This window comes from Listeria sp. SHR_NRA_18 (assembly GCF_003856515.1).
Taxonomy (GTDB): Bacteria; Bacillota; Bacilli; order Lactobacillales; family Listeriaceae; genus Listeria_A; species Listeria_A newyorkensis.
Map to the genome: position 1 here is coordinate 133,921 of NZ_QPKR01000005.1, position 18,242 is coordinate 152,162.

Here is an 18,242-nt window from a genome sequence, read left to right on the forward strand (position 1 = left end):
AAATAGATGAAAAAACTCTTTTAAAAGTATAGAAAACTACACTGAACTTCTAATTGGATTCAATAATAGCGATTTAAAGCGATTTAGATAGCTTGTGAGGTGGAAATTATGAACTTTTTGTGAATTTTTTCAAGAACTGCTATTTTCCCAAATAAAGGAGGATATCGAGTGAAAATTGGCATTTAATTACTGTATTATGTCGCCTTGTAATATTATTATTTATGAAAATATAGGATACGGCTATGCGAATCATTGGAAATTCTATATAATGAAAGAAGTATGAATTTTTTCGAGGGGGGTTAGTGCTAGTGAATAGCAAGCAAATTGCGGGAGAAAAGGCATGTGAGTACATTCAAGATGGCATGGTTGTAGGATTAGGAACGGGATCAACTGCGTACTATATGATTCAAAAATTAGGTGACCGAGTAGCAGAAGGTTTAAATGTGACAGGTGTTGTCACTTCCAAAGCAACCGAAAAGCTAGCCTTGGAGCGAAATATTCCGTTAATGGACTTGAATGATGTGACGGAAATCGATTTGACCATCGATGGAGCCGATGAAGTGGATGCAGCATTTCGAGGCGTAAAAGGCGGCGGTGGGGCTCTTTTATTTGAAAAACTAGTAGCTCATGCATCGAAAAAAAGTATCTGGGTTGTTGGCGAAGATAAAGTCGTTGAGACACTAGGCGCTTTTCCGTTACCTGTTGAAGTAGTTCCGTTTGGATACAAGCAAGTGGAGCGGCAACTGGAGGAGAAAGGTTATAATCCGATATTGCGTCATCACGAAGATGGCAGTATTTATTTGACGGATAGCCAAAACTATATTTTAGACTTACAAATGAAAGCAATAACGAATCCAGAAGCGCTGAATGACTGGTTAAATAATCTGCCAGGTGTTGTAGAAAACGGCCTGTTTCTGAACTATGCGTCATCTATTGTGATAGGTTTTTCCGATGGCAGCGTAGAAGTTCGCGATAAATAAAATAAAGTCGCCACGTCCGAATCAGACATGGCGACTTTATTATTCTAATTAATAGATAGGTAAAACTAGTAGTAACAATAAATTAAAAGTCCAATGCGAAACAATTAAAAGCGATAAACTTGGGCGTTTGATGTAAATAAATCCCCAGTATACTGATGCTAAAGCTGCTGCTAGGGCGATAATGAAATTACCACTGAACAACATTAAAGCACCGTTCAAAGTAGACATTATAAAAACGGCAACCCACGGGATCAAGTCGTGCTCTAGTCGTTTTAATACAAAGCCACGCCAGAAAATTTCTTCCCCAGGAACGATTGCGACAACGAGTAGTATCCAAATGAGCAATGACTCCGGTTCATATTTTCCATATCCTTTTGCGACAAGTGTATCGAAATTACCTGGAATAAATTTCAGTAGGAGTGCCCCGATATAAAATAAAATATAAAGGATAATACCGCTAAACATGCCTGGAATTATATTTTTTAGGATTGAAAACTGTTTTTTTAATTCATCATTTAATACGACCCAACTAATAAGAAAAAGCATGGATGCTCCATATAAGTACCAGAATACAGAAGCGTATTCGAACGTGACATACATTAATCCAGCTGCTAATAAGATGCCTAAATAAAGGCGATAATCAATCTTGCTGCTTTTCAATTTTTTACACCTCTTTACTCCATTACCATCTATGAATACTTTAATAGAAAAGAAGATATTTAGCAACAAGTAACTCTTTTAAATGGATGTTTTTTTGTAATTGATTGTAGTTTTGCTGAAATCATTTATAATTGAGGAATAGGAGTTGATTGCTTTCATGATAGAAAAAAGATTTCGATTTTTCGTTTGGCTCTATATGGCTCTCTTTTTCGTTGCAGTAATACTAATCGTTTTGAATGTATTGCCACTTCGATTAACGGAGATTCATGCCTTATTTTTTATTGTATCTGGTGTTTTTGCAGTTATATTTTTAATTTTACAGTATGGTAAGGGGCTTGGTTCAGCGATTACGATATTAATTTTCGCGGTTAGTACGAGCATTGAATGGATGCAAACGAGTCTCACAAATGCAGGGCAGGCGAGTGATGTTACAACGGATTTCGGGCTTGTTATCAACGGCATACCTGTTGCGTTTGGATTTATTTGGCTGGTTCTGATTGTTGGGACGCACGTTATTTCCCGGGAAATAACACTGAAAATTAGAATAGACTGGATTCGTGGAGGCATATACGCGGTCATTGCAGCAACGATGGTAATGGTTTTTGAGATGCTAATAGAACCTGTGGCCATGCAAGTGAAGCAATCTGCGCTAGATAGTCCAACATTAACAATTATTCAAATGACAGATGCCGCGAACTGGTGGATGCTGGGACTTATCCTACACTTGATGATTTATTTCATGCTTAGCTTAACGGATCAGTGGGGGAAACTGCATTTTCCAACGCTAAAATCAGAACTTGTCCTCGTGTATTGGATTGTTCTTTCGTTCTTCCTCGTATTAGGCTATTTTATGGATTTGAAGAGTATCTTACTAGTGACGTTAATCGGAAATATTATTTTTACGGTTTGTTATTATCTCAGCCTAGAAAGCGATACGAAGAAAAAAACTGTTGCATGAGTTGATTGCAGCAGTTTTTTTGATTACGTAATTTCTTTATTGAATTGGCGAACAACAATATTGGCGCTCTCTAGGATGAATGGAAGGCTGTTTGCAGGATGTGACGCACCGCCTACGATTTTCATGTTTTTGATGGCTGGTATTTTATTTGGCCGAAATGGACCTAGCTGTGATAATTGGTGTGTCAGGTTGAAAATGGCGCCCTTAAAAATATGATAATCCTTCTCCCAATCATGTGGCGTGATGATTTTCTCTGTGAGGATATGGGATTCTAAATCAACGAAATCCAGTTTTTTCTCAATGGTTTTTAAAATAAGTTGGCGCAGTGCGGAACGTTCTTGCTCCCAGTTAATCTTGCTGTCATTGTTGGGCACCGGAACGAGAATGCGCAGTGTAGACATGTTTCTAGGTGCAACGGTTTTATCGACCGCGGCAGGATAAGTGAGGTGGATAGACAAGTCTTCTGGAATGATTTGTTGACGCATGATTTCGTCCATATGAATCCGGAAATCGCTTGGGAATAGAACGGTGTGCACATTCAATGGGAGTGTTGTGTCTAAACCTAGATACATAGCAAAACCAGAACAAGAGTATTTCTTTTTGTCCAATTTTTTTAAACTAACAGGTGCTTTTGTTTGGGAGAAAAGATGACTCATTGTGTAGGCGTAGTCTGCATTTAGAAAGAAGTAGTCGCCTTCAACCGTTTCCCCATTCTCGAGTGTGATAGAGGTGATCTTTTTTGCTGCTGTATTTATTTGTTGGACGCGTTGATTGAGATGAATGGTACCGCCGTTCTCCTGCACGATTTCACTCATCGCGTGAGTCAGACGATTGATACCACCGACAATATGAAAAATGCCAAAATAATGTTCGGCAAATGGGATGACAGAAAAAGCACCAGGCGTTTCCCAGGGCGACATACCTAAAAATTTTGTTTCAAATGAAAAGGCTAGGCGTAGTCGCTTATCTTCAAAATATTTAGCAAGTTCATCAATTAAATGATTACCGAGTGTGAGGCTTGGTAGCGCACGCAATGTTCGTAATCGAAAGACGGACCACAGAGATGAGAACGGTTCTTGCCACAATGGGAGCAAATAAATCATTTTTTTTGCATTGTCGTGCATAAACCGGTCATAATGCTCCTCCTCACCTGGGAAGAGACTTGCAATCTCGCGTTTCGTTCTATCTTGATCCGCAGAAGGGCTGAAAATAATGTCTTCTATATAGAGGCTATAAAGTGGATCTAGGGAAACGAGTTTGATGTAGTCTTGGATATTTCGGTTGCAGTCCGCGAATAAAGCGGTTAACACGTTGGGCATATTTAAAGCAGTAGGCCCTAAATCAAAGGAGAAGCCATCTTGCTTTAAAAGTGCTGTTCGCCCACCAATTTCGGCAGCTTTTTCATAGATATGTACGTCGTGGCCTTGTTCTGTTAGTAGCATGGCGGAGGCTAATCCACCTGGACCTGCGCCGATGATAATAATTTTTTTTGACATCGTTGTTCACTCCAATTAGCAGTTTTGGCACAAAAAAACACGAAGGTATACAATGAACCATCTCAAAAATGGACTTATAGACCTTTGTGCAAAGGATTGTGGAAATACGTAAGCCAGTTTTATCTGAGCATAGTACGCCTTATTATTTTTATAGTCAGTATTTTATTTTTCTTCGCCTATTGAGTGGATAATCTTGTACTTTTTGTGATTCACCACTGTTTTTTCTTCAATAGCTAGATTTTTGAAATTTTCCATTAGTGTTAAGTCTACAATGACAGAGTTTTCATTTATTTTCTCAACGACACCTGTCAGGCCATTTTTGAACTCGATAATGTCTCCTACTTGTGCTTTTGCCATGTTTATCACTCCCGATTCATAGAAACGTTAATAAAAGCAATTCACTAAATATAAAACTTTGTCTCCATTTTGCCTGAAAGATGGTGGGAATGCAAATGAAAGACCTTGTAAGCGTTGTGAAAATGTCTGAAATTGGTCACGTTTACCACTAAATGATAACGTTTTTAAAGAAAATACGGAATTTCATCATAAATTTGCACCAAATAGTTGTGTCGGGTGCGAAAACATGGTAATCTTTTTAATTGAGGGATAGTCTTTTTTTGCTGAATTTTTTTTTAGTGAGAAGAGTCACAATAAAATTTCTTATATGAAGGAGAATGTAAATTATGGAACAAGCAAGCTTTGTAGTAATCGATGAAACAGGAATCCACGCACGCCCAGCAACTCTTTTAGTTCAAGCGGCAAGCAAATACAGCTCGGATGTACAAATTGAGTACACTGGCAAAAAAGTTAACCTGAAATCAATCATGGGCGTTATGTCTTTAGGTATTGGTAAAGGCGCTGACATCACAATTTACGCTGAAGGTAGCGATGAGAAAGACGCAATCGTTGGCCTAACGGAAGTTCTTAAAAAAGAAGGCTTGGCTGAGTAATGGTTAAGGAATTAAAAGGTATCGCAGCATCCGATGGTATCGCTATCGCGAAAGCTTATTTATTAGTGGAACCAGACTTGTCTTTTGACAAAACGGAAGTTGCTGATACAGAAGCCGAAGTTAAACGTTTTCAGGATGCAGTTGCAGTTTCTGGATCGGAGCTTGGCAAAATTCGTGACATCGCGAAGGAAAGCTTAGGCGAAGATAAAGCTCAAATTTTTGATGCGCATCTTTTGGTTTTAAATGATCCAGAACTCATTACACCAATTTCTGAAAATATTACAAACAATAAAGTAAATGCAGAGTCTGCTTTACAAGAAACGACGGACATGTTTATCGGCATGTTTGAATCGATGGATAACGAGTACATGCGTGAGCGTGCGGCGGATATTCGTGATGTTCGTAAGCGTGTGTTATCGCACCTTTTGAACGTGACAATTCCGAATCCAGCATTAATCGATGAAGAAGTTGTTGTTGTTGCGAAAGATTTGACACCTTCTGATACGGCGCAATTGAACCGTAATTTCGTTAAAGGTTTTGTAACAGATATCGGCGGACGTACTTCTCACTCGGCGATCATGGCGCGTTCACTAGAAATTCCTGCTGTTGTAGGTACTGGTGAAATCACGCATGATACGAAAGAAGGACAAATGATTATCGTGGACGGCTTGGAAGGCAATGTGATCATTGACCCAACTGCTGACCAAATCGCTCATTATGAAAAAGTGAAAACCGATTTTGCGGCGCAACAAGCAGAATGGAATAAGCTTAAAAACGAAGCAACCGTTTCTAAAGATGGTCATCATGTGGAACTTGGCGCCAACATTGGTACGCCAGAAGATTTGACAGGTGTTATCGCGAATGGTGGGGAAGCAGTCGGACTTTACCGTACAGAATTCTTGTACATGGGTCGCGAAAACTTCCCAACCGAAGAAGAGCAATATGAAGCTTACAAAGCCGTACTTTCTGGTATGGACGGAAAAGCGGTTGTTGTTCGTACACTCGATATTGGTGGCGATAAAACGTTACCGTACCTTGATTTGCCGCATGAAATGAATCCATTCCTTGGTTTCCGTGCGATTCGTTTATGTTTTGCGAACAAAGATTTATTCCGTACGCAATTACGTGCTTTACTGCGCGCAAGTGTTCACGGCAATCTAAAAATCATGTTCCCGATGATTGCTACAGTTAATGAATTCCGCCAAGCCAAAGGACTTTTGGAAGACGCGAAGAAAGAACTTTTAGCAGAAGGTGTGGCAGTTTCTGACACAATCGAACTTGGTATTATGATTGAAATTCCAGCAGCGGCGATTCTTGCGGATCAGTTTGCGAAGGAAGTTGATTTCTTTAGTATCGGAACAAACGATTTAATCCAATATACAATGGCAGCAGACCGCATGAACGAACAGGTTTCCTACTTGTATCAACCGTACAACCCTTCTATTTTACGCCTTGTGAAGATGGTTATCGACGCAGCGCATAAAGAAGGCAAATGGGCTGGTATGTGTGGCGAAATGGCTGGCGATCAAACGGCTGTACCATTACTACTTGGTATGGGCTTAGATGAGTTCTCTATGAGCGCGTCAAGCATCCTTAAATCACGTTCTCTTATCAAACGCTTAGATCGTACAGAAATGGCGAAATTAGCGGACGAAGCGTTACAACAAGCGACAGAAGAAGATGTTGTGGCGTTAGTTAATAAATATACAGCCGAATAAGTCAGTCAGCGGACCGACAAACGATTGTTGGTGTTGTTCGAAATGAAATGAGTTACAACACCAATATGCAGGCGAACAGAGTGAGGCTGCCATCCTTAAGTGGCTCTGTTCCGGTGTTCATGTACAAATCGTACATTCCGCTCCGGTACTCGCCTTTGCCTAGCAGCTAATCATTTGTCGGCCCGCTGACAGTTTGGCGAAGCAGAGATGTTTTGCGTATAGACACGAATGCCCGGGGATGATTCCTCGGGTTTTTCTGTGTATGTGGATGTATGTGAAATGGTGAAATCTGTCGACCGTTAGTAGTGCAAAAACTACGGGGCGTCGACAGTTTTGGTGTAGAGACTGGTAGCAGAGGGTTTAACGAGGTTTTGAGGTGGGGAGATGTAAGGTTAGATTGGTGGAAAACGCAGATTTGTTTTTATTTAAGTGATGTGAAATATAAATAGGTGTTCCCATATTTCCTTGGATGCCACAGCTTTGTTTTTATCTAGGTATTGTAAACTGCCCTTTGCATTTACTTCCGCATATACATCAACGCTTTTTAACCCCGTCACCTAAACACAACCGCTCCCATTTGCAATTTCTTCAAACCAGATGTAAACTTTGTCTATATGAAAAGTGAACGACTAAAGGAGGAATTTCAGATGAAGAAAATTGGGTTTGTTGGTGTTGGGGTCATGGGCGCGAGCATGATTCGGAATTTGATGAAGGCGGGTTTTGAGGTACATATTTATACGAGGACGAAATCGAAGGCGGAGGACGTTATTCAAGCGGGGGCGACTTGGTATGATACACCGCAAGCGTTGGCACCGAACGTGGATGTGCTGATTACGATGGTCGGTTACCCTACAGATGTCGAGCAGCTTTATTTGGCAGAGGACGGCTTTTTGACGACGCTTCGTTCGGGTGCTTTTGCGATTGATATGACGACTTCTTCGCCGAATCTTGCTAAGCAAATGGCGGATGAGGGCAAGGCGGCTGGGATTGCGGTGCTTGATGCGCCTGTTTCTGGTGGTGATATTGGTGCAAAAAATGGAACGCTTACTATCATGGTTGGTGGGGACGAACAGGATTTTGCGGCAGTTGAGCCGGTTTTGAAAGCGATGGGGCAGAGTGTTATTTTACAAGGGGGGGCAGGGGCTGGTCAGCACACAAAAATGGTGAATCAAATCGCGATTGCGTCGAATATGATTGGGGTCACCGAGGCGATTGTTTACGCGAAAAAAGCGGGGCTGGATCCTGAAAAAGTTTTGGCGTCGATATCGGGTGGTGCGGCTGGAAGTTGGTCGTTGTCGAACTTGATTCCGCGCGTGTTAAAAGACGATTATTCGCCGGGATTCTTCATCAAACATTTCATCAAAGATATGCGGATCGCGCTAGATGAGGCGAAACAAATGGGGCTGGAGCTACCGGGACTTGCGATGGCGGAACAGATGTATCAGCAGTTAGCGGAGTCTGGATTGGCTGATAATGGGACACAAACCTTGATTAAATACTACGAAAAGTAAAGCAAAAAGCTCTGTGCGTAACGCGAAATCTGGCGTCATGTACAGAGCTTTTATTATGCGTATTTTTCCATGAAGGAATGCATCCGGTCCATCGCTTCGGCTAACTGGCTGAACGATGCGGCAAAGGAAAGTCGGAAATAGCGGTCGCCTTTTTCTGAGAAAGCAGAGCCAGGAACGACTGCAACTTTGGCAACTTCGGCAAGTTCGATGGCCCAGTCAAATGAATTTTGTGGAACCGAATCGGGTAGTTTTGCAAAGAAGTAGAAAGCGCCATCGGGTTCGACTATGGAAAAGCCCATTTTTGCCAGGCGGTCTTGGACGAAACCGGCGCGCGTGTTGTATTCTGTACGCATTTGCACGGCATCATCTTTGCCATGAAGCAGCGCCTCTTCTGCAGCCTTCTGAGAGATCGAGGACGCGCAGGTGACAGAATATTGATGCACCTTAATCATTTGGCTTGTAATCGCTTCAGGAGCCATTAAAAAGCCTATACGCCAGCCAATCATCGCGTGGGATTTGGAAAGCCCGTTAATGACAATCGTCTGGTCGCGAATCATCGTTGCAATCGAGGTATGCGTTCCAAAGAAAGTTAGCTCGCTATAAATCTCATCTGCAATGACAAAAACACCAGTTTCGCGAACAACCGCTGCAATTTGCTCCAATTCCTCAAGCGTCAATGTCACGCCAGTAGGGTTCGACGGATATGGCAAAATGAGCGCCTTCGTTTTTGGCGTAATCGATGCGCGTAGTTGCTCCGCAGTCAGTTTGAAAGCCGTCTCGGTCGTATCGATTTTGATAGCTTTAGCCTCCATCAAATGAATCAGCGGCTCATATCCTGGATAAATCGGATCGGGCAACAAGACCTCGTCACCAGCCTCCAAAATCGTTTGTAGCGCCACATTAATCGCTTCCGTCGCGCCCACCGTCACAATAATCTCGTTCGTACTATAGGACAAATCATATTTATCGTGGAAATAAGCAGAAGCCGCTTGCAAAAGTTCTGGAGTACCAGCGTTTGGCGTATAGTTCGTGAAATCATTGTTAATCGCTTCGATAGCCGCCTGCTTCACGTGCTCAGGCGTTGGAAAATCAGGCTCGCCAAGCGTCAACTTAATCATATCGGGAATCCCGGCAACGCGGGTATTAAACTTCCGAATTCCGCTAATTTCAATTTCTTGCACAGACTGTCTTAACTGTTTTGACATGACCAGACTCCCTTTCTAAAAACATCAAAATTATTTGTTTGGGTATAGCGTAACCCTGGCTTCACGCAAATGGAGCACAAGCGTTTGTCGCCAATTTATCACGAATAGGATCAAGTCCCAAGTTAGCGGAAATAAGGGGAGGCATTCTCATAAAACGCGGATTTCTTGAGAGGATCAGGCTTTACGCCAGTATAGTTCTCGAGCGTTGTTTTCGCATGTGATAGCGACATTCTGACTTGATTCGTTGTTTTAATTGGTTGCATAGTCCCAAGGTGTGGCAGGTCTTTCATATCTTGTTTTTGCGGTGGAAGATGAAACAGAAAACCGTGGCAATCAATAAGAAGATTAGAGTGTTGGTAGGACTTTTTCGGGTTGTTTGAAAATTGTAGACCTAGCTTTTTGGCGTGGCCTTCTTGTATTAGTTTCTCAATCGCGGCTTTCTTCAGTTGATAAAGATAGCGTGGATCGATTGCGGCCTTGCTGTGGCGATTCACAATAAAGATCGCTTCGGCAATTTTTTTGCTCGCATAATTCATTGTATCCCTCCTTTCCAGTTATAACTAATTATAACGGAAAACGCGTGGAGAAAAAAGGGAAACTAGAGAAAAAAATCAAAAAAATCGTAAATGTGTCGGCAATTTCGCTCATTTCGTTAAATAATGCAACATTTCTTGAATTATCGGATAACTTTTTTTCAAGAATGCTTGTGTTCTATGAAAAATTCGAGTATACTATCAATAATGATAATCATTTTCAATTAGAAAATGTTAACGTTTTGGAAGGGGCTTGATGGAAATTGAATAAAACAGGCAAAGTAGAATCCTTTTATTTCCCGACAAAAGACGGGATGTTGAAATTGCATGTATATGGTTTTAATCCAGTTGGTTCCTGGGGTGAAGTGTACACGACCCTGAATGAGCAAACGGTATGCGTGAAAGGTTTTCACCGGCAAAAGACAATTATGCGTTCAGTGAAAATGATGCTGGATACAAATATAAATAAGAAACAAGGTTGATTCAGCGTGGCGGTAAACGCTGAGGTTTTTAAGTATATAATTTTGAGTGAAGACGTGAAACGAGGTTTGTGACCTTGATTTTTGCGTTTTTTTTGTTGTTTGGAGAAAAAATAGGTTTCAAGGAATCGGATTGGAGGAAAGCAGTAATAAAGAGTCGAGAATTATTTGTTTATTATAAATTTTACAGAACGCTTGCTAAATAGGTGTAAGGTGCGATAAAATCTGTTAGTACGGTTTTAAACAAATGATAATCGAGTGGTTGAATAGAGAGGAGAATGTACAATGTCTCAGTTATTGGGAATTATTCAACGTTTACAAGCAATGCAAGAGGATGACACGGCGGATACACAATCGCGTAGATTCGAAAAAGACGGAGAGCCGTTGTGTGAAGTACGCTATTTCCACGCTTCAAATTCCTATGAAATTGAAATTTACGGAGATAAAAACAAGTATCAATTCGATGATATTGATATGACGACGCTAGAAATCTTCGAAATCCTGCAGTAAGCGACTAATACGAAACAAGACTAGTCTCCAGTGAAAAAGAATAGTAACGGAAAGATTACCAAAGACGACAAACTCTGTTGCTTTTGGTAATCTTTTTGTTGACGAAAAGCTGAAACAGCCCGTTAAATCCGAAAAAAACTGGAAGGGCCGCAGTAAAAATCCTCTTTTGATTTTTATGGAGGGCATGAAGTTTTCGAGGATTTGGCTGTTGAAGCTAGCCCACGAAACAAGAATAAGTAACAAAAACGGAGCGTTCCCACATACGAGATGGGCCAAACATGAAAAACTCAAAATAAAAAACTAGGAAACCAAACCCTCCACGTATGACTTCACACTATTAACATGAATAAGAACCCCTCTCTCAATCCCTACACAAGCCAAGAAAATCCCAAGAGCCCAACCACGATAACAAATCCTCAAAACAATGACAAATCAAAGAACAGAATCCCCCAACGTAACACAAGCACCTCCCACCCAAAATCGCCCATTCTCAACCCCTTCCCTTTTGAAACAGCTTTCTTTATGGTAAAATAGACGTGAGCAGGTTTGAACCATTCTATTTTGGGATAAATACACAAGGGATTTAGAATAGCCAGGGTTATAACTAAATTTTGGAAGTTAACTTTCAAACACGCCAATAAAGAACAGAGATGAGGGAGATTTTGATGATCTCTAGTAGACTAGGAAATTTTTTGAATGACAAATTAGAAAATTATATTATATCCGCCGAAAAAGTAGCGCACGTCCAAATGGGAAATAATTTAGAGCATGCCTTACTCGTTTTGACGAAATGTGGGTATTCTGTTATTCCCGTTCTAGATTTTGAATTTAAGTTACACGGGTTGATTAGTTCCGCTATGATAACCGATTCGATTCTTGGCTTGGAACGCATTGAATATGAGCGCTTAGAGGAGCTAAAAGTAGAAGATGTGATGCAGACGAAGATTCCAGTTTTGACGAATTCGCATGATATCGAAAAAATCGTGAAGTTACTCGTCGACAATCCGTTTATTTGTGTGGTTGATGAAGCGGGCATTTTTGAAGGAATTATTACGAGGCATGTCATTCTAAAGCAAGTGCAGCGCTATATCCATGAGTAGATAGGAGAGAGTCGATTGATTGTCACAGAGTATGAATTATTGGTTTGCTTAGCGGCAGAACTTAATATGCGAAAAAGTGCCGAGAAGCTATTTCTGTCGCAACCAGCGCTCTCCCAACGACTTCAAACGATTGAAAGCAGATGGGATACGAAGATTTTCCTGCGCACGCAAAAAGGCTTACTGCTGACCCCAGAAGGTGAGGCAATAGTCCAGCATGCAGAGCGTGTTATCGAGCGGGAACGGCAGATTCAGGAACGTTTAGAGGCGCAAGACGGAATTGTTCGCGGGACGCTAAAAATCGCCTGTGCTAGCATTGTGGCGCAAATGTGGCTACCTCGTGTTTTGAAGCAATTTATCAAAGCGTACCCGGATGTGCATATCTCGGTCGTCACCGGCTGGAGTAGTGAGATTCATCAGGCGCTCGTCGACGGATCGGCGCATGTCGGAATCGTTCGCGGAAACGTAGCTTGGAAAAGTATCCAAAAACCACTTTTTCAAGATAAGCTTTTTCTGGTGGATAAAGAAATTATGCGGCTAGATGATGTGTTGGATTCTGAGCGGCCGTTTGTCCAGTTCCAAAGCGACTCGAATTATTATCAGGTCATCCAAGACTATTGGCAGCGCAATTTTGGCAAGATGCCGCGTCAAGCCATGGTGATGGATCAAATCGAGACGTGTCGCCAAATGGCTTTTAACGGTATCGGTTTTGCGATTTTGCCAGAGGTGACATTGATCGGCGCAAGCGAGGACATTAACAAAATTCCTCTCATCGATAAGTCAGGTGAAATTTTAAGTCGAGATACGTCGCTGATTGGCTATGAACAGTCACTCGCGCTGCCACAAGTGAAGGCGTTTCTTGAAATTGTAGATAAATATCTTGAAACTCACTACTAGCTGTGGCACTATTAGATGGAGGCACATATTTGAAAGGGGTTTTTCATTCATGAAACAAATGGACGCGCATCAGATTATTTCATTCATTCAAAATAGCAAGAAGGCAACACCGGTCAAGGTTTATGTCAAAGGCGACCTTGCGAATATCGCATTCCCAGAAGACGTGAAGACGTTTATCACGGGAGAAGCAGGAACGATTTTCGGCGAATGGGCGGTTATCAGTGAACTTCTTGAAGCTAATAAAGATAAATTAGTAGACTATGTCGTGGAAAACGATCGTCGTAATTCGGCTATTCCATTGCTCGATATGAAAAATATTAACGCGCGTATTGAGCCTGGAGCTGTGATTCGTGACCAAGTGGAAATCGGTGATAATGCGGTTATCATGATGGGTGCGAGCATCAATATTGGCGCTGTTATCGGCGACGGTACGATGATCGATATGAACGTGGTACTCGGCGGTCGTGCAACGGTTGGTAAGAACTGTCACGTTGGCGCTGGGTCTGTCCTAGCAGGCGTTGTAGAGCCACCATCCGCGCAACCAGTCATTATAGAAGACGATGTCGTTATCGGCGCAAATGTCGTTGTACTAGAAGGTGTACGCGTTGGAAAAGGCGCTGTTGTAGCAGCAGGCGCGATTGTAACGAAAGATGTGGCACCGTACACAGTTGTCGCGGGCATCCCTGCAAAAGAAATCAAAAAAATCGATGCGAAAACACAATCAAAAACAGAAATTATGCAAGAACTTCGCGAACTATAAGAAATGATTCGGCGTTTATTCTTGGCGAAAGTGCGAACTTTTGTTAGGAGTAGGCGCTTTTTTAGGAGGAGAAGAAGGATGACCGAATTAAATCCATTCGTAAAATTGCGCCGAGAACTGCATACCATTCCAGAAGTCGGCTATGAGGAGTTCAAAACGCAGCAATTTCTACTAGATTACATAGCAACGTTGCCACAAGAAAACCTAGCAATCAAAACGTGGCGTACAGGGATTTTAGTCCGCGTCGCAGGGACAGCCCCAACAAAAACAATCGGTTACCGGACGGACATTGATGCACTTCCAATCACTGAAGAAACTGGACTGCCGTTCACGAGCCTTCACGAAGGAAAAATGCACGCATGTGGTCATGATTGCCATATGAGCATTGCGCTCGGTTTGTTGACTCACTTTGCGAGCAAACCGTTACGCGACAATCTTCTTTTCGTATTTCAGCCAGCTGAAGAAGGACCAGGTGGCGCCAAACCAATCATGGAGAGCGCAGAATTCAAGGCTTGGTGGCCGGACACAATGTTTGGCCTTCATATCGCACCAGAATACAAAGCAGGACAAATCGCGGTGAAACCAGGTTTACTTTTTGCGAATACGTCGGAGTTGTTTATTTCATTCAAAGGAAAAGGTGGGCACGCGGCGTATCCTCATTTAGCGAACGATATGGTCGTGGCGGCAAGTGCTTTTGTAGGTCAGATGCAAACGATTATTAGCCGTAACATCGATCCTTTAGATGCCGCAGTTATCACGATTGGCCAAATCCGTGGTGGCGAGGTGCAGAATGTTATCGCGGAAGAATCCTATTTGGATGGCACGATTCGCACGCTCTCCAAGGAAACGATGGACATTGTGTGGACGCGCCTCAAGCAACTCGCAAAAGGCTGGGAAGAGGCCTACCAATGCGAGGTCAACTTTATTCCAGGTTCCGATTATGTCGAAGTAGACAACGACGAGATTGAAACCAATAAATTCATTGACTACTTGCAAAAAGCACATCCAGAAAGCTATATCGCGTGTAAAGAAGCAATGACAGGCGAGGATTTCGGCTATTTCCTAGAAGAAATTCCAGGCTTCATGTTCTGGCTCGGTGTGGACTCTGAATACAGCCTCCATCACTCCAAATTAAATCCAGACGAGGCCGCGATTCCGTTTGCTATCGAAGTTTTGACTGGGTATTTAGAGAGTATGTGAACCAAAAAGAAACCCCGAGCCTAAAAACTCGAGGTTTCTTCTTTATTTTCCAGGTTCCAAAGGCGCAAGATAAGAAAGTGGTAATTCAATCTGATTGCGAACTAATTCCTCTCGAATATCCTTCAGTAAGTTACGCTGCACTTCAAATTGCTCGCCGTTCACCGCTTTTCCCATGACACGGATGACAGTACTTGTCGCGCTCACTTCCTGAACGCCAAGAACAGTTGGACCGTCGACAATGTTCTTATTCATCGCTTTTTCCTGCTCACAGACCCGTTTAATGATATTCATTGCCAGTTCTGCATTGGCTGTCGGCGCGATTCGAATATCCACTAAGATACGCATATTTCCACGAGAATGGTTACTCACAATCATAATTTGCCGATTCGGGATAAAATGAAGTGTTCCATCAAAATCACGAACCTGCGTCGTCCGCAGACCCAACGTCTCCACATTTCCATTCACTTGTTCCAGTGTAATACTATCACCAACATCCAGTTGACGCTCCAATAGGATGAAGAAACCAGTAACAACATCACTCACAAGCCCTTGTGCGCCGAATGCAATCGCCAAACTAGCGACACCAGCGCCGGCCACAATCGCAGTTACATTGATGAAATTCTGTAAGATTAATATCGCAAAAGTGAAAAACATAATATACCCAAAAACGTTCATAATTAAGCCTTCTAACGTCTTGGCACGGCTCTCTGAAACCATTTGTTGTGAACGATATTTCCGAAAGAAGCTCCGAATTAATTTACGCCCAATCCAGCCAACAATGAAATACAATAGGAGTAATACAATGACGCTAATTATTTTAGAAACGGAATCGAGCCAAACTTTATCCCAATCAATACTCTCAAACCACCGAGTTATAAATCCCAACCATGTCACTTCCTTCGTTAAATAAAGACCTGATACCATTCTAACAAATGAATGAGAGATGTGTCTAGGCAAAAAAATTGCGTAGATGGAATCTCTACGCAATCTTTTGTCTTTATTATTTAACAGTTACTGCTACACGTTGAATTACTTTATATTGCGCATCGACATAGACAATTTCTGCTACGTCCGTTTTGCTCTTGATGAATCCGAAGATACCTTTTAGTTTGAAGGTGTTATCTGCTGGGTTTAAATCTGCTTGTTTTTTAACCTCACCGTTCACCCATAGGCGAACGTAAGCTGTGTGTTGGCCGTAAGAGCCGCCTAGTGTATTTTGACCGATGAAGTAATTATCTACAGAGAATGTGTTTTCATATGTGTCTGACCCAGGAAGGCTGACTGTTTTACGGTTTAGTACATTGTATTGATCATCTACACCGACAATTTCGACAAGATCTAATGGACTTGTAATGAATTTATCTACATTGGCAATTTCAAACGTACCGGCTGCTGTTGTAGTTGCTTGTGTTACGGATTTACCATTGATAGATAGACGTACTTTTTTGATGTCTTTTCCAAAAGTACCCGTGATTTTCGTATCACCAGTGTTGAATTTAGCGACAGTTAAAGCGTTATCGAATGTTGATGTCCCCGTAACAGTAACGGTTTTGCGGTTTACTTCGACATAGTTGCTATCGACAGCAACGACTTCCACTGTGTCACCAACGAGTTTGATGAAGTTAGCGGCAGTTGGGAATTCATAGGTGCCATCTGCGTTGATAACGCCTTGGACTACCGGCTTGCCATTGATCCATAGACGGACTCTCGATACGTTTTTGCCGACTGTACCAGTAAGTTTTGTATCGCCCATTTTGTAGGAATTCGCTGTTAGGGAGTAGTCGATACCTTGTTTGACCGTTGTTGAAGCCGTAGCTTTTTTCCCATTGCTTGCTTTAGTGACAGTAGCAGTGATGGTTGCGTTAACTGCTTGTTTGGCAATGGTTACTTCAAACGTACCATCTGCTTTGACAGTGCCAGTACCGATAGTTGTCGTGCCGTTTTTGATGGTCACAGGAGCGTTGGGTTCACCACTTCCTGTTACTTTGACAGAATCTGTCGTTAAAGCGCTGATAGTAGTTGGTGCGATAACGTTGAAAGCTGTTGTTGCTTTGTCAAGTTCAGCTTGAAGTTCAGCTTTTTTAGCTGTGTCTGTTACAGCATCGATTTTAGCTTGCGCTGCGTCGATATCTGCTTGAGAAAGATCAGCTTTAGCAACACCGTCGATGAAAAGGCTATCTACAGCAGTTTGAGCCGCTGATTCCGCTGCTTTTTCATTAATAGCAGCTTGTGCTTTGTCAAGTTCCGCTTGTAGTTCCGCTTTTTTAGAAGCATCTGTTACAGCATCGATTTTAGCTTGAGCTGCATCGATATCTGCTTGTGTAAGATCAGGCTTTACTTTACCATCGATGAAAAGGTTATCTACAGCTGTTGTGGCTGCTGATTCAGCTCCACTTCCAGCCGCTTGTTCAGTAAATTCAGTTTGTGCTTTATCGATTTCCAGTTGGAGTTCCGCTTTTTTAGTAGTATCTGACATGGTATCGATTTTAATTTGAGCTGCATCAAGATCAGCTTGAGTAAGATCAGGTTTAATACCTTTAGATATATCATTATCTACAAATAAATTGTTAACGCTTGATTCTGCAACTTCTTGTGATGTCCATAGCGTTTTAGTTTGACTAGTATAATACACATCTTGAACATCTCTATAGTAATGCACTTTATAAAAATATTTTACTTCGACAGCTGTATCCATTTTAGATACACTAACAAGGTTTGAATTAGCGTAGAAAGTTCCATTATCACTAACATCACCAATCCACTGAGATCTAGTAGATCCATCGGGTTGAAGAGAAAGGAGATATACAGCTGTCTGGAATAAAGTTCCGAAATGTTTTTCATCAGCAAGAGACAATAAAGTATCTTTAGTTGGGAATATTCCACTTATTTGAGAGCCTGAAACCAATGGATTTAAAGAAAAAATTTCTGCAAGCTCGGTACTAGTTTGTTGTGTAGTTCCTTGTTGTTCTGCTGCATGCGTTCCTGTCGGTAAAGTTGTAATCACTGTGCTTGCCAATACGTTTGTTGCTAAAATCACTGCTGCTACTTTTTTGATATTCTTATTCATTTTTTATAATTCCTCCAAAAGTTTATTTGCATCGATTTGATGCGATTATTATTTAATACTAAATCTGATTTTTCTTTCTTTTCAATCTTGTAAGTGATGAGTGTATTTGGCTCATAACTTACTTTAAAAGAATAACATGACTTGGTGTTGAAAAAAATACAGTACTTCTTGTTTTCTAGTTTTAAATGTGAAAACTTTGTTACGCTTTTATTTCTAATTCC

At 41.6% G+C, this 18,242-nt stretch carries 18 protein-coding genes; 11 read left to right on the forward strand and 7 right to left on the reverse strand.

Features of this window, described 5'->3' with window-relative positions; all coding sequences use genetic code 11:
- Nucleotides 1-308 precede the first annotated feature (308 nt).
- A complete protein-coding gene (gene rpiA / locus DUK53_RS09235; RefSeq protein ID WP_036088881.1) occupies nucleotides 309-980 on the forward strand; it encodes a ribose-5-phosphate isomerase RpiA in 672 nt (223 codons plus the stop codon).
- Between the two features lie 48 nt (nucleotides 981-1,028).
- On the opposite strand, the gene DUK53_RS09240 is transcribed toward rpiA, so the two are convergent.
- On the reverse strand, nucleotides 1,029-1,640 hold the full coding sequence (locus tag DUK53_RS09240) for a CPBP family intramembrane glutamic endopeptidase (RefSeq protein WP_036129897.1): 612 nt from the start codon (nucleotides 1,638-1,640) through the stop codon (nucleotides 1,029-1,031).
- A 157-nt stretch (nucleotides 1,641-1,797) separates the two neighbouring features.
- Between DUK53_RS09240 and DUK53_RS09245 the strand changes: the two genes are divergently transcribed.
- Entirely contained in the window at nucleotides 1,798-2,598 is an 801-nt protein-coding gene (locus tag DUK53_RS09245; RefSeq protein ID WP_036088885.1) for a hypothetical protein, read from the forward strand.
- Nucleotides 2,599-2,621: 23 nt separating this feature from the next.
- Here DUK53_RS09245 and DUK53_RS09250 read toward each other — a convergent pair whose 3' ends face one another.
- Nucleotides 2,622-4,094 carry a phytoene desaturase family protein gene (locus DUK53_RS09250; protein WP_036088887.1) on the reverse strand — a complete coding sequence of 491 codons (1,473 nt, stop codon included), beginning with the start codon at nucleotides 4,092-4,094 and terminating at the stop codon, nucleotides 2,622-2,624.
- A 162-nt stretch (nucleotides 4,095-4,256) separates the two neighbouring features.
- On the reverse strand, nucleotides 4,257-4,451 hold the full coding sequence (locus DUK53_RS09255) for a YkvS family protein (protein ID WP_036129899.1): 195 nt from the start codon (nucleotides 4,449-4,451) through the stop codon (nucleotides 4,257-4,259).
- A gap of 326 nt (nucleotides 4,452-4,777) precedes the next feature.
- On the opposite strand from DUK53_RS09255, the gene DUK53_RS09260 reads away from it, so the two are divergent.
- The 3 genes from DUK53_RS09260 (at nucleotide 4,778) to DUK53_RS09270 (ending at nucleotide 8,273) form a co-directional block, all read left to right on the forward strand.
- Complete coding sequence (locus tag DUK53_RS09260; RefSeq protein WP_036058844.1) at nucleotides 4,778-5,044, forward strand: phosphocarrier protein HPr; 267 nt, start codon at nucleotides 4,778-4,780, stop codon at nucleotides 5,042-5,044.
- The gene (gene ptsP, locus DUK53_RS09265; RefSeq protein WP_036129902.1) at nucleotides 5,044-6,762 is read left to right on the forward strand and encodes a phosphoenolpyruvate--protein phosphotransferase; all 1,719 of its coding nucleotides are present in this window, start codon (nucleotides 5,044-5,046) and stop codon (nucleotides 6,760-6,762) included. Before DUK53_RS09260 ends, ptsP begins: the two co-directional genes overlap by 1 nt.
- A 614-nt stretch (nucleotides 6,763-7,376) precedes the next feature.
- Nucleotides 7,377-8,273 (forward strand): NAD(P)-dependent oxidoreductase, encoded by an 897-nt coding sequence (locus DUK53_RS09270; protein ID WP_077917781.1) that lies wholly within the window; start codon nucleotides 7,377-7,379, stop codon nucleotides 8,271-8,273.
- 53 nt (nucleotides 8,274-8,326) lie between these two features.
- Here the strand turns inward: DUK53_RS09270 and DUK53_RS09275 are convergent, their stop codons facing one another.
- The gene (locus DUK53_RS09275) at nucleotides 8,327-9,478 is read right to left on the reverse strand and encodes an aminotransferase class I/II-fold pyridoxal phosphate-dependent enzyme (RefSeq protein ID WP_036088894.1); all 1,152 of its coding nucleotides are present in this window, start codon (nucleotides 9,476-9,478) and stop codon (nucleotides 8,327-8,329) included.
- 122 nt (nucleotides 9,479-9,600) lie between these two features.
- Complete coding sequence (locus tag DUK53_RS09280) at nucleotides 9,601-10,014, reverse strand: YkyB family protein (RefSeq protein WP_036088895.1); 414 nt, start codon at nucleotides 10,012-10,014, stop codon at nucleotides 9,601-9,603.
- Nucleotides 10,015-10,274: 260 nt separating this feature from the next.
- On the opposite strand from DUK53_RS09280, the gene DUK53_RS09285 reads away from it, so the two are divergent.
- The 6 genes from DUK53_RS09285 to DUK53_RS09310 all read left to right on the forward strand — a co-directional run bounded on the left by DUK53_RS09285 (nucleotide 10,275) and on the right by DUK53_RS09310 (nucleotide 14,954).
- The gene (locus DUK53_RS09285; protein WP_036077515.1) at nucleotides 10,275-10,493 is read left to right on the forward strand and encodes a hypothetical protein; all 219 of its coding nucleotides are present in this window, start codon (nucleotides 10,275-10,277) and stop codon (nucleotides 10,491-10,493) included.
- A gap of 282 nt (nucleotides 10,494-10,775) precedes the next feature.
- Nucleotides 10,776-11,000: a YkuJ family protein gene (locus DUK53_RS09290; RefSeq protein ID WP_036077512.1), complete on the forward strand. Its 225-nt coding sequence runs from the start codon at nucleotides 10,776-10,778 to the stop codon at nucleotides 10,998-11,000.
- Between the two features lie 665 nt (nucleotides 11,001-11,665).
- Nucleotides 11,666-12,100, forward strand: coding sequence for a cyclic-di-AMP-binding protein CbpB (gene cbpB / locus DUK53_RS09295; RefSeq protein WP_036088900.1), 435 nt, complete (start codon nucleotides 11,666-11,668; stop codon nucleotides 12,098-12,100).
- Between the two features lie 15 nt (nucleotides 12,101-12,115).
- On the forward strand, nucleotides 12,116-12,994 hold the full coding sequence (locus DUK53_RS09300) for a transcriptional regulator CcpC (RefSeq protein WP_036088903.1): 879 nt from the start codon (nucleotides 12,116-12,118) through the stop codon (nucleotides 12,992-12,994).
- Nucleotides 12,995-13,043: 49 nt separating this feature from the next.
- Nucleotides 13,044-13,754, forward strand: coding sequence for a 2,3,4,5-tetrahydropyridine-2,6-dicarboxylate N-acetyltransferase (dapD, locus tag DUK53_RS09305; RefSeq protein ID WP_036088905.1), 711 nt, complete (start codon nucleotides 13,044-13,046; stop codon nucleotides 13,752-13,754).
- Nucleotides 13,755-13,832: 78 nt separating this feature from the next.
- Entirely contained in the window at nucleotides 13,833-14,954 is a 1,122-nt protein-coding gene (locus DUK53_RS09310) for an N-acetyldiaminopimelate deacetylase (RefSeq protein ID WP_036129904.1), read from the forward strand.
- 42 nt (nucleotides 14,955-14,996) lie between these two features.
- Here the strand turns inward: DUK53_RS09310 and DUK53_RS09315 are convergent, their stop codons facing one another.
- Nucleotides 14,997-15,878: a mechanosensitive ion channel family protein gene (locus tag DUK53_RS09315; RefSeq protein ID WP_052164786.1), complete on the reverse strand. Its 882-nt coding sequence runs from the start codon at nucleotides 15,876-15,878 to the stop codon at nucleotides 14,997-14,999.
- A 76-nt stretch (nucleotides 15,879-15,954) separates the two neighbouring features.
- A complete protein-coding gene (locus DUK53_RS09320; protein ID WP_124892708.1) occupies nucleotides 15,955-17,649 on the reverse strand; it encodes an immunoglobulin-like domain-containing protein in 1,695 nt (564 codons plus the stop codon).
- Nucleotides 17,650-18,242 lie beyond the last annotated feature (593 nt).

Coding starts and splice junctions, on each gene's coding strand:
- DUK53_RS09280 (WP_036088895.1), bottom strand. CDS start 10,014: ATGAATTATGCGAGCAAAAAAATTGCCGAAGCGATCTTTATTGTGAAT.
- DUK53_RS09290 (WP_036077512.1), top strand. CDS start 10,776: ATGTCTCAGTTATTGGGAATTATTCAACGTTTACAAGCAATGCAAGAG.
- DUK53_RS09320 (WP_124892708.1), bottom strand. CDS start 17,649: ATGGATACAGCTGTCGAAGTAAAATATTTTTATAAAGTGCATTACTAT.
- DUK53_RS09255 (WP_036129899.1), bottom strand. CDS start 4,451: ATGGCAAAAGCACAAGTAGGAGACATTATCGAGTTCAAAAATGGCCTG.
- DUK53_RS09315 (WP_052164786.1), bottom strand. CDS start 15,878: ATGGTATCAGGTCTTTATTTAACGAAGGAAGTGACATGGTTGGGATTT.
- DUK53_RS09250 (WP_036088887.1), bottom strand. CDS start 4,094: ATGTCAAAAAAAATTATTATCATCGGCGCAGGTCCAGGTGGATTAGCC.
- ptsP (WP_036129902.1), top strand. CDS start 5,044: ATGGTTAAGGAATTAAAAGGTATCGCAGCATCCGATGGTATCGCTATC.
- DUK53_RS09310 (WP_036129904.1), top strand. CDS start 13,833: ATGACCGAATTAAATCCATTCGTAAAATTGCGCCGAGAACTGCATACC.
- cbpB (WP_036088900.1), top strand. CDS start 11,666: ATGATCTCTAGTAGACTAGGAAATTTTTTGAATGACAAATTAGAAAAT.
- dapD (WP_036088905.1), top strand. CDS start 13,044: ATGAAACAAATGGACGCGCATCAGATTATTTCATTCATTCAAAATAGC.
- DUK53_RS09260 (WP_036058844.1), top strand. CDS start 4,778: ATGGAACAAGCAAGCTTTGTAGTAATCGATGAAACAGGAATCCACGCA.
- DUK53_RS09245 (WP_036088885.1), top strand. CDS start 1,798: ATGATAGAAAAAAGATTTCGATTTTTCGTTTGGCTCTATATGGCTCTC.
- DUK53_RS09270 (WP_077917781.1), top strand. CDS start 7,377: ATGAAAAGTGAACGACTAAAGGAGGAATTTCAGATGAAGAAAATTGGG.
- DUK53_RS09275 (WP_036088894.1), bottom strand. CDS start 9,478: ATGTCAAAACAGTTAAGACAGTCTGTGCAAGAAATTGAAATTAGCGGA.